The organism is Pseudoalteromonas sp. SG45-1 (assembly GCF_014164135.1).
Lineage (GTDB): Bacteria > Pseudomonadota > Gammaproteobacteria > Enterobacterales > Alteromonadaceae > Pseudoalteromonas > Pseudoalteromonas distincta.
Genome location: NZ_JACJEP010000033.1, coordinates 24,441 through 36,317 on the forward strand (window position 1 = coordinate 24,441; position 11,877 = coordinate 36,317).

The 11,877-nt window shown below is 41.0% G+C and carries 4 protein-coding genes; 1 reads left to right on the forward strand and 3 read right to left on the reverse strand.

What is annotated here, in order from left to right; translation table 11 throughout:
- Positions 1 to 19 precede the first annotated feature (19 nt).
- The 3 genes from H5117_RS18680 to H5117_RS18690 all read right to left on the reverse strand — a co-directional run bounded on the left by H5117_RS18680 (position 20) and on the right by H5117_RS18690 (position 5,660).
- Positions 20 to 1,441 carry an HlyD family type I secretion periplasmic adaptor subunit gene (locus H5117_RS18680; protein ID WP_182738856.1) on the reverse strand — a complete coding sequence of 474 codons (1,422 nt, stop codon included), beginning with the start codon at positions 1,439 to 1,441 and terminating at the stop codon, positions 20 to 22.
- Positions 1,438 to 3,576 carry a type I secretion system permease/ATPase gene (locus H5117_RS18685; protein WP_182693281.1) on the reverse strand — a complete coding sequence of 713 codons (2,139 nt, stop codon included), beginning with the start codon at positions 3,574 to 3,576 and terminating at the stop codon, positions 1,438 to 1,440. Before H5117_RS18685 ends, H5117_RS18680 begins: the two co-directional genes overlap by 4 nt.
- 107 nt (positions 3,577 to 3,683) lie before the next feature.
- On the reverse strand, positions 3,684 to 5,660 hold the full coding sequence (locus tag H5117_RS18690; protein WP_182738857.1) for a TolC family outer membrane protein: 1,977 nt from the start codon (positions 5,658 to 5,660) through the stop codon (positions 3,684 to 3,686).
- Positions 5,661 to 5,899: 239 nt separating this feature from the next.
- Here H5117_RS18690 and H5117_RS18695 point away from each other — a divergent pair.
- On the forward strand, positions 5,900 to 11,877 hold a 5,978-nt coding region (locus tag H5117_RS18695), incomplete at its 3' end, for an Ig-like domain-containing protein (protein WP_182738858.1).

The following is an 11,877-nucleotide window of genomic DNA, read 5'->3' on the forward strand; positions in this document are numbered from 1 at the left end:
TTCTCCATTTATTAAATGCTTAACGCTCTGTCATTGCTTGCGATGTAGCTCTAAGAACTGGTTTTAAAAGATACTCAAGTACGGTTTTTTTACCGGTAATAATATCCACTTGAGTGGTCATACCTGGAATAATAGTCAGCTCTTTTGAAAAGTTATTTTTGGTGGTTTTTAGTTGCACCAAATAAAAGGTATTCTCACGGTCATCTGTAATGGTATCGGCGCTAATATGTAAAACCTCTGCCTCAAGGCCTCCATATACGGCAAAGTCGTAGGCACTAAATTTTATCATCGCAGATTGCCCAGGGCGTAAAAATGCAATGTCTTTAGGCGGAATTTTTGCCTCTACTACAAGTTGATCGTCAAGCGGGACAATTTCTATAACATCGCTACCGGGCTGTAAAATACCGCCAACAGTATTAACTAATAATCGCTGTACAGTGCCTTTAACAGGAGAACGTATTTCAGTTTGAGTTACTTTATCGGCCAAGCCAGATTCAGTTTCTTTAATTGAATCTAGTCTAAGTAGCGCTTCGGATAGTTCATTGTTCCAACGGTTAATCATAACGAGTTCAACTTCGGTTACTTTATTTTTAGCTTCGTTAATGGCCGAGAGGCTCCTATTTATCACTGCCTTGGTTCTGTTTATCTCGCCGTTTAGATCAACTATTTGGCGCTCTAAACGAATAATATCTATATCTGAGATAGCGCCCGTGCGTAACAATGGGCGAGTAACAGAGAGCTCTCTGTTTGTTAAGCGCAGCGCGCTCGTATGCTGTTCAAGTGCCGCTTTGGCTTCAATGTAATCTTGGTGTCGCTGCTCTAGTTGGCGTTTGTGAATACTTACTTGTTGCTCTAATTCTTGGCTGTTACTCAAATAAAGAGAACGCTCATGTTGCACAACTCTAGGCGCATTTTTAATAACAGACTCGCTAAATACGAGCTCCTTTTTTTGAGTGAGTGCTCTGAGCCTCGCTACTTTTGCGCTTAACGACTCAACTTTGGATTGGTTTTCTCTAAAGCTAGAAATAAAGCGGGTAGGGTCTATTTTAATGAGTACATCACCCTCATTTACTATTTGCCCCTCTTTTACATTTATTTTTTCGACCATACCACCATCATAAGATTGAATAAGTTGTAATTTATTGGAGGGAATAACACGCCCCTCACCACGAGCAACTTCATCTAAATTAGCAAAACCAGACCACACAATAAGGCATATAAACGTTAAACAAATTAAATAGAGCAATAACCTAGCGCTTGCTGGCTCCTGTTGCATTTTTTCCCACTGAGCATCTACTACCCAGTCTTGGCTGTTAGGCGGAGAAATCCATCCTTTAAATAGTTTATTAAATACTGATGGCTTGCCTTGTTTTCTTGCTTCTATTGCTCTGCTAACAGATTCAAAGGAGCGCTGTTCAAGTGGTTTTTTATTGTCACTCATGAGGCTTGCTCCACTGTCTTATTATTTAACGCTGCAATTACTTTTTGTTTTGGTCCATCAGCAACTACTTTTCCGTTATCTAAAACTATAATTCGGTCAACAAGCTCAAGTAATGATGATCGGTGAGTCACCACGATTAAGGTTTTATCTTTAGAATAACCCTTTAAATTGTTAATAATTTTACTTTCACTATTATGATCTAGCGATGAGGTTGGCTCATCTAGTAATAGTATTGGAGGGTCGTTAATTATGGCTCTTGCCATACCTACAGCTTGGCGCTGGCCACCTGATAATTGACGACCTTGCTCGCCTACTTGTAAATCAAATCCGTCTGGGTGCGAATTAATTAAATCAAATAATTGGCTTCGCTCACAGGCTTCAATAATTTGCTCGTCTTTGGCATGCCAAGCACTCATGGTGAGGTTGTCTTTCAAGGTTCCATAAAACAGGGCAACGGTTTGTGGTAGGTAGCCAATATTATGACGAAGCTCAGCTGGGTCAATTTGATGTATATCATTATTGTCCATCAAAATTGATCCTGAACAGGGGTCGTATAGTCCTAAAATAAGCTTTTCTAATGTACTTTTACCTGAGCCATTACGTCCTAAAATGGCGACTTTTTCACCGGCTTTAATTTTAAAACTAACGCCGTTGAGCGCATTATGAGATTCGTCAGAGTATTTAAAACATACATCTTTAAATTCTATATCACCCTTTAAAATAGGGTGGCTTAACCAATGCTTACCAGGTGGACGCTCGACCTCTTTTTCCATAATCTCGTTCAGTGATTGCATTGCTATTGCGGCATGATGATATTGTGCTAAAACAGCGGCCGACTGCCCGATTGGGCCCATAGCACGAGACGATAATAGGTAGGCTGCAATTAACCCGCCTTGAGTTAGCTCACCTTCAATAACGAGGTGTACGCCTATTATCATTATTATTACGCCTACGCATTGCTGTATCCATGATGCTGTATTTGATATAGAGCTAGAAACGAGTCGGCTATGTGCGTTTACTTGTGCAATGTAAATGGTCGACTTTTCCCATACAGACTGTGTTTTACACTCTGAGTGAAAGCTCTTTACATCTTCAATATTGGTTAAGCTTTCGACTAATACTGCATTTCGCATTGAGCTTGCTTTCATTGTTTGTTCTGAAAGAGCCTCAAGTTTGCGGTGTGCGGCTATAGCGTAAGCTAATAATATAAGTGCGCCCGCGATAATAGGTAAACTTAGAGGTACGCCAATAATGGCAATAACAATTAAATACAAAACTACGAATGGCAAGTCTACTAATGCGACAAGTGTTATGGAGCTAAAAAAGTTACGTACAGCTTCAAATGATTGAATGTTGCTAGCAAAGGAGCCTGCGGACGATGGGCGGTTTTTTAGTTTCATACCTAATACCCGCTCCATTATTACAGCCGATACTTTGACATCTATTCTACTGGCAGCAAGCTCTACAAAGTAGCCTCTTACTAAGCGCAAAACAAAGTCAGCAGTGAGTGCTATTAAAATGCCAATGGCAAGTACCCATAAGGTTTCTGTTGCGTGGTTGGGCACTACGCGGTCATATACGTTCATTACAAATAAAGGCATAGCAACCGACAAAAAGCCCAAAGCAACAGCCGAAATAATTACGTCTTTATAAAGTGAGCGGCATTCTTTAATTACTCCCCAAAACCATCCGTCTTTTGATAGTTTTTCAAGTACAGGTGTTCGCTCATCAAATGCAAACTCTGGTTGAGCATAAATAACTAAACCTACACTGTTAGCAGCTAACTCATCAATGCTTTGTTCGATAACTGATTCTGTAAGTTCTGGGTAAATTACACTCACCAACTGTTTATCGTAATCAATAGAATTAATAACACAGGCTTGGTTATCTTTTAAAATTAAGATGGCAGGTAGCAGTGCTGTATTAATTTTTTGTAGTGGCTTATTAACTACTTTTGATTTAAAGCCAATGCGCTTTGCTGCGCGCGAAAAACCTGATGGAGTAAGATTTCCATCAGTTAGAGGAAGTCCATTTAATAGTGCTTCTCTTGAAAACTCTTTGCCATGATGACGACATAAAACTGCTAGGCAGTCAACGAGGATGCCACCATGATCAAGTACATCGTTTAATTCCATACACCATCCAATGTTATGTAGAGCTGCATAGGATTGTTACTAGTAAACCTAAACTCGACTTAAATATTTCATGCCGAGTTTAGGTTATTTACATAACGTTAATTGTCTTAGATATCAGTAATTACAGCTTCGATACGTCGATTCGCAGCATTTGCTCTTACTGATATTTCGTTTACACGTGGTTGATCGATGCCATACCCGAACGATTTAACACGTTTAGGTTCTACATCGAATTGCTTAATCAGAATTTCAGCTACGGCAAACGCACGTTTTTCTGATAGTTTACGGTTGTATATACGGTCTCCATCTAAAGAGGCATGACCTTGTATTTCAACCTGTTTAGTTGGGTTCTCTTTTAAAAAATCTGCAAGCCGACTAATTTCTTGAATATATTGAGACCTTACATCGCTTGAGTCAGCAGAAAAAGGAATACCAATTTCTATATTCGAGGTTGATGCGCTATAAATTGTGCAACCAGATAAATCTACATTTGTACTCAAAGGTGTGCTTGGGCAAGTGTCTTGCTCATTTGGTACGCCGTCACCATCATCATCGGTAAAGCTGCTTGCTGTCGTGTCGGTTTCCAGCGGTATATCTAAGTACCTTGGCATAGCCGTTACACTCATGTATGCATTATCTTGCTTAGCTTTTTTTTGAAGAAATGCCTTGCGGCTAAAGGTGGTTGCTACATCGTAACTCGGACAGATATTTTGTGCGTTATGAACAATAGGGTCGTCAGTTAGCTCTTTTAATGTAGGGTATTTATCTGACATCACGTTAAGTGCTGGCAGTAATTTCCCCATTTCTTTTAGCATAGTTAAAATAGCTGATTGACGGTCATAAAGCGCCACTATGTATGAACGTGTTGATTGAAATGATTCGTTTTCGGCATCAAGTACGTCTAGTAGAGTTCGTTGGCCTATATCGAATTGATCCTTATATGCAATTTTAACTTTGGTTGATGATGCACGATGTTGATCAAGCGCCGGTAACTTTTGTTCTAATATAGTGACGTTGTAATAAGCAATTTGCAGACTCTGACGGATATCAATACAAGACTGATCGCGTTGATACTTTGCAATGTTTATATCCTGATAGGCTTGTTCTAAATTAGCATTATCAAGACCACCATTATATAAATTATAGCTAATATCGATGCCGACTCGCGCTTCTGTTCTGGTTTCATTTTGACCAAGTTCATCTCTATCTTGGCTACCGTAGCGGGCAGATAAATCTACGTTAGGATGAAACGCTGCTTTTTGTGCTTTTGCGTTCGCTTTTTGTGCTTCAATATTATACAAAGAGGCGTAAAATGAAGGGCTATTTTTGTAAGCGACGTCTAGCGCTTGATTAACTGAAATTGGTATATTTTTTTCATCAAGGTCAGCTTGCTTTATATCGTTCATAGGAAGCTCTCCTACAACCCTTAAGTAGCGAGCGCTTACATCATGTAAATTTGAGTACTCCGTTAATACGTTAGATTGTGCTAAAGATAAGCGCCCACTAATTTGTTCTAGATCGGCAGCGCGCGCTACACCAGCTCCTACACTTTGTTCTATTTGTTGATATACAGACTCGTGCTCTTGTAAATTTGCTTCTGCAAGTTGTACTAACTCTTTGAATTTTTGTACGTCAAGCAAGGCTATTGAGGCTTCAAGTGCTGTTTGTTCTGTTTGAGAAATAAGCTCAAAGTACCTAATGAGTTGAATGCGTTTAAAGCGATCAACCGTATTCGAGGTCCTAAAACCGTCGTAAAGCATTTGAGTAACACTTAACTCGGCTGTATTACGGTTATATTCTTCTTCAACACCGTAATTTCTTCTTTCATAGCCCGCGCTTGCCGATACATCAACACTTGGTAAATAACCTGAGCGGGCAGCATCTACTCCATAAATCGAAGATTTAAAAGCATGCCATGCTTCTTGTACTTCAGGATTGTTTTCAATCGCTTTACTTGAGACATAGGTAAGTGGCATTGCTGATTGTTCATTTGCATGCACATAGTTTAGTAGAGTTGCGGCTGTAATCGTTAGTCCGATTAACATAGTCTCTTGATGTTTCTTAAAAGTGTTTTTTGTAATCATTTCTTCCTCTTAGATCCTGTTAAGACCGTAAATACTCCCTTAAGTATTTAGTAAAGGAATACTATTTTTGCAAGTAATCGTTTTGGTTAGCATAAAAAAAATTTTCTACCACTTTTTTGTTGATTTTTTATTTTTGAATTTTTCTTTTAAACCTGTACTTGAGTACAGTATCTATGTGGCTTTTTTGTCCTACCTTTAACTTATTAGATTGTTATTTTAAAAAGTTTGAGGGTACCAAAATGGAAGCAAATCAACTGGTAGTTATTGATATTCAAGGTTCGGCAGGTGTGGTGCTGGATGATGGGTCAATAAGAGCATTAAATGTTGGTGACATTATCACCGTGGGTGATTTAGTTGTTACTGCTATTAAATCGTCTTTACAAATTGATGTGCAAGGTGAAACCTTATCTATACCCGCAAATCAAAAGGTAAAAATAACACCAGACTTATTAGCGAAAGAAGCCAGAGATTCTAGCGAAACAACTGTTTTTGATGAAAGTTTAGATGAAGCAATTGCAAGCTTAGATTTAGGGGCAGAGCAAGACCCATCAACAGCGGCTAATTCTGATGTAACAGATTTTTTAGATGCGTTAGAAGGTGATGGGGACATTCTAGATAATTTAGAGGCAACAGCCGCTGGTGGGGGTAACGCTGCGGGTGCAGATGGAGGCAGTTCGTTTGTACAGCTAACCCGAATTTCTGAAAGTGTTGATCCTAGTAGTGTTACTTTTGATTCATCTTTTGAGCAAGGCGCTACTGAAGCTTTTAATTTAAGAGATACCTCTGACGGTATTGTGCCTGATTCAACTACTGCATCTATTTCACTTAATGAGCTAGGTATTACTAACTCATCACAACCCACAATCACCGGTACGAGCGAAAACTTAATCGGCGAAACGGTTAATGTAACGGTAACTGATGTTGATGGAAACTCTCAAGTAGTTAGTGTTGTAATTGGCCCTGATGGTACCTTTGAAATAACCCTACCAACACCAATTGCTGATGGCCCTGTAACGGTTGTTGTTGAAGCGACGGATCCTGTTGGTAATCCTATAAACGACACTATTTCAATTGAGGTTGATACAACACCTCCACTTATTGCTATTGATCCTGTTGCCGATTCTGCTTCGCAAACAGTGACAGTGACAGGGACAGTATCTGGTTTGAATACTGGGGATAATGTATCAGTCACGTTAACGGATAGTGCAGGTACGGTACAAACAATAGTTACTCAGGTTGATGCTCAAGGAAATTGGGTAATTACTACCACCTCACCTTTATCTGAAGGGGAGTTTAACGTAAGCGCTGTTGCGATTGATGCAGCTGGAAATCAAGCTATAGACCAAGCTTTAGCGAATGTAGATTTAACTGCTCCGGTAATCACCGTAAATGTAACTGATGAAACAAATAACTCAACACCACCACTTGTTGGAACAACAAATGGTGTTCCTGAGGGCACTCAAGTAACAATTACTGTTACAGATAGTGCAGGACAAATACAAACATTAACTGCAGTTACCCAAGCCGATGGAAGCTGGAGTGTAGAAGTAGGGACTCCTTTACCTGAAGGTGATTTTACTGTTGATGCACAAGTAAGCGACAGTGTAGGAAACTTAGCATTAGCAAGTGATTCAGGAGTAATTGATTTAACGGCGCCTTCGGTACAAATTAATAATATTAACGACACTCAAGACACCACGCCAACGATTACAGGTAACGCGCAAGATGTACCTGCAGGCTCTATTATTAGTGTGGTTATTACCGATTTTGATGGTCAAACTCAAACATTATTAACCCAAACTAACGCTGATGGGGATTGGTCTATCGACGTAACTACGCCATTGGCTGAAGGGCAGTTTGAGGTTGATGCAAGTGTAAGTGATGCTGCAGGTAATCAAGCCCAAGCAAATAACCAAGGTGTTGTTGATTTAACAAACCCTGATATTACCGTTACTGCAATTGCTGATACTAACGATACTACACCAACATTTGTAGGTAGGGTGGAAGACGCTCCTGCGGGCTCTGTTATTACAGTATTAGTAACCGATATTAACGGTAACGTACAAACTTTAACTACTTTATTAAATGAAGATGGCACATGGAGTGTTGATGCTAGTGAAATCTTGCCAGGTGGTGAATTTACCGCAACTGCGTCAGTAACCGATGCTGCGGGTAATGAGGCATCTGCTCAAACAAACGGTGAAATAACGTTTGCTCCTATCTCAATTCAAATCGATGCAATTGCTAATACTAACGATACCACTCCATTTTTAAGTGGTAACACCGGTAATGTGCCTGCTGGTACAACCATTACTTTAACTATTACTGCAAGCGATGGCAGCACATTTACATTACTAGCAGTGACGCAAGAAGATGGTTCGTGGTCTGCACAAGTAACAACCCCTCTGCCTGAGGGCGACTTTACTGTAGTTGCAGCGGTTATAGATGACTCGGGCAATGAGGCGCAAGCAAGTGCAGTAGGTAATGTTGATTTAACTGTAAGTATTAATTTTATTATTGATACTAACGATACAACACCAACAGTTAGCGGCTCTACCCAAGACGTAGATCCTGGTGCGGTAGTAACCGTTACATTTACAGGAAGCGATGGCGTAGCAGAAATCGTGCAAGTAGTTACTGGTGCTGACGGAAGCTGGTCAGTTGAGGCAAGTAATGAATTAGTTGAAGGCCAGTTTAGTGTGGTTGCAACTGTAACTGATGCTGCGGGTAATACAGCTTCTGCAAGCGAAACTGGAGAAATTGATTTAACAGATCCTGCAATCACGATTAATCCTATTGAGGATACGAATGATGTAACCCCATCAGTAAGTGGCAACGTAATTGATGTACCAGTAGGAACAGAAGTTACCTTAGTAATAACTGACAGTGAAGGCAATGAACAAACACTCACAACAATTACAAATGCCGATGGTACATATACAGCGGATATTATTGAAGATCTCAGTGAAGGAGATTTCACAGTAACAGCGAGTGTTAGTGATACTGCTGGTAATAGCAGTACTGCAACTGTTACAGGTACGGTTGATTTAACTGCACCAAGTGTGACTATTAACAATATTGCAGATACAAACGATACAACACCTACGCTTACCGGCTCTACCCAAGGATTAGCATCGGGTAGTGAAGTAACTTTAATTGTTACCGATAGTCTAGGAGCAGAGCAACAGTTAGTGACTACTATAAGTGCTGATGGTACTTGGAGTATTGAGATTCCAACTGCTTTAAGTGAGGGGGATTTTACAGTAACAGCTAATGTATCGGATAATGCGGGTAACGCAGCTCAAGATTCACAATTAGGCTCAGTTGATACCACCCCTCCTTTAGTTGCAATAAATGATTTTGCTGATTCAAACGACACAACGCCTACATTTAGCGGAACAACGAGTGATGTAGCACCGGGTAGCCTTGTTAGTGTTTTAGTTACTGATGCAAATGGTGAGTCTCAAACATTGACGGCGGTTGTGTCAGAAGATGGAACTTGGCAAGTAGGTGCAACTCAAGCGGTTGCTGAAGGCGATTTTACAATTACAGCAACAGTAACAGACGCTGCGGGTAATGAAGCAAGCGATACTGTTAGTGGAACAATTGATTTATCAGCTCCAATTATAGCAATTAATACAATCCCAGATAGCGCCGATACTACTCCAACAATTTCAGGTTCTGTACAAAATGTACCAGCCGGAACAACGGTTACGTTAATCGTTACAGATGCTGGTGGTAATACACAAACAATTACAACACAAACGCTAGCTGATGGTAGCTGGACAGCCGATACTACTAATGAGTTAGTTGAAGGTGACTTTAGTGTTAATGCCATCGTTAGTGATGAAGCAGGTAACCAAAGTGAAGCTTCTGCACAGGGAACTATCGATAATACCGCACCAAATATTACGATTGATGCACTGGCGGATAGCAACGATACAACACCAACTATTTCAGGCACCGCAACGGGCGAACCAGAAGGCACGGTTGTTACTATTATAGTTACGGATGAAGCAGGTAACCCACAAACCATAACCACAGAAGTACAAGCCGATGGCACCTTTAATGTTGATGTACCAAATGAATTAAGTGAAGGTGAATTTACCGTTGAAGTATCGGTTACCGATACAGCAGGTAATGAAACTACCGCAACAACAACAGGCGAAGTTGATACTGCCGCGCCAACAGTTATTATTGACCCCGTAGGTGATACTAACGACACCACCCCAACCATTTCAGGCTCCGCAACGGGTGAGCCAGAGGGCACAGTTGTTACTATTACCGTAACTGATGAAGCAGGTAACCCACAAATAATCACCACAGAAGTACAAGCCGATGGGACCTTTAGTGTTGATGTACCGAATGAATTAAGTGAAGGTGAATTTACTGTTGAGGTATCGGTTACAGATACTGCGGGCAATGAAACCACAGCAACTACGACTGGCGAGGTTGATACTTTAGCACCGGTGATCACGATAGATGCACTGGCTGATAGTAACGACACCACCCCAACTATTTCAGGCACCGCAACCGGTGAGCCAGAGGGCACGGTTGTTACTATTACCGTAACTGATGAAGCAGGTAATCCACAAACTATTACCACAGAAGTACAAGCCGATGGCACCTTTAGTGTTGATGTACCGAACGAATTAAGTGAAGGCGAATTTACTGTTGAAGTATCGGTTACCGATAACGCAGGTAATGAAACAACCGCAACAACAACAGGCGAAGTTGATACCACAGCGCCAATAGTTACTATTAATGCGCTAGGCGATACGAGTGATACAACACCGACCATTTCAGGCACAGTTAGTGGGGAGACTGCTGGTTCAACTATTACTCTAACTGTGACTGATGCTAATGGTGCAGTACAAACAATTACAGCACAAGTAATTGCAGACGGGAGTTGGACTGCAGAAGTGTCAGCGGCTTTAGCAGAAGGGACCTACTCTGTAGATGCAAGTATCAGTGATAGCGCAGGTAATGAAGGCACAGCAAGTGCTTTAGGTACAATCGATACAAGCGCATTGACTATCACCATTGATATTATTGGCGAAACTAACGATCAAACACCTCAAATAAATGGTGATACTTTCAATGCACAAGTTGGCTCCTCGGTTGAAGTTCAGATCACTGACTCAGCGGGTGCAACAATTACTTTAACCACAGTTGTTGATGAAAACGGTCTTTGGAGTGTTACTCCGCCTGTAGATTTAGCTGAAGGCACCATTTTAATTAGTGCAACAGTAACAGACATAGGTGGTGGAACGGCTAGTGCAGAGCTTGATGCTGTAATTGATATTACGCCTCCAACCATACAAGTAAATGAACTAGATACAAGTAATGATACAACCCCAGTTATTTCTGGTAACACAACAGACGTAGTTGCAGGCACAGTTATAAATTTAACGGTTACTGATTCTCAAGGGGTTGTTCGCACATTTAGCACTACAACAGATGTAGAAGGTAATTGGAGTATTGAACTTTCTCAAGAGTTGGCCTCGGGCGATTACTCTGTAGAAGCTGAAGTATCTGATGCTGCAGGAAATAGTGCTTCAGATACTGCTACAGGCATTATAGATACATCAGGACCTAGCTTAACCGTTAACTTTGATACTGTAACTAACGACTCAACACCTACTATTTCAGGCACTAGTGATGCAGACGTTGGTACCAGTATCACAGTTGTTATTACAGATGAAAATGGAGTTGAACAAACACTTAGCACCACAGTAGATGCAAATGGTAACTGGGAAGTAACTCCACAAACAGATTTAAATGAAGGTGAGAACACCATCGAAGTGAGTGTATCTGACGAAGCAGGAAATACGACAACAGTTACAGATACAATTACGTTAGACACGCAAGCGCCAATACTCACCATTCAAAACGTAGGCGATGTTAGCGACTTAACACCAGAGCTGCAGGGCACCAGTAATGAAATTGGTGGCACTGTTACACTCACCATCACCGACAGCGTAGGCGCTGTGCAAACCATTGAGACCCTAGTTGGCAGCGATGGCCACTGGAACATTGAGATTCCAGGTGCCCTTGCACAAGGTGACTTTACTGTAAGCGCGAGTATTACTGATGCGGCAGGCAACGAGAGCACAGCAAACAGCAGTGGTAATGTGGATACTATTACGCCAATCGTCACCGTTGATGCACTGGGCTTGGGTAACGACAGCACCCCAGTGATTAGTGGTACTTCAAC

Bases quoted from the DNA above. Each gene is read 5' to 3' on its own strand.
- H5117_RS18680 (WP_182738856.1), bottom strand. From the start codon at position 1,441: ATGAGTGACAATAAAAAACCACTTGAACAGCGCTCCTTTGAATCTGTT.
- H5117_RS18685 (WP_182693281.1), bottom strand. From the start codon at position 3,576: ATGGAATTAAACGATGTACTTGATCATGGTGGCATCCTCGTTGACTGC.
- H5117_RS18690 (WP_182738857.1), bottom strand. From the start codon at position 5,660: ATGATTACAAAAAACACTTTTAAGAAACATCAAGAGACTATGTTAATC.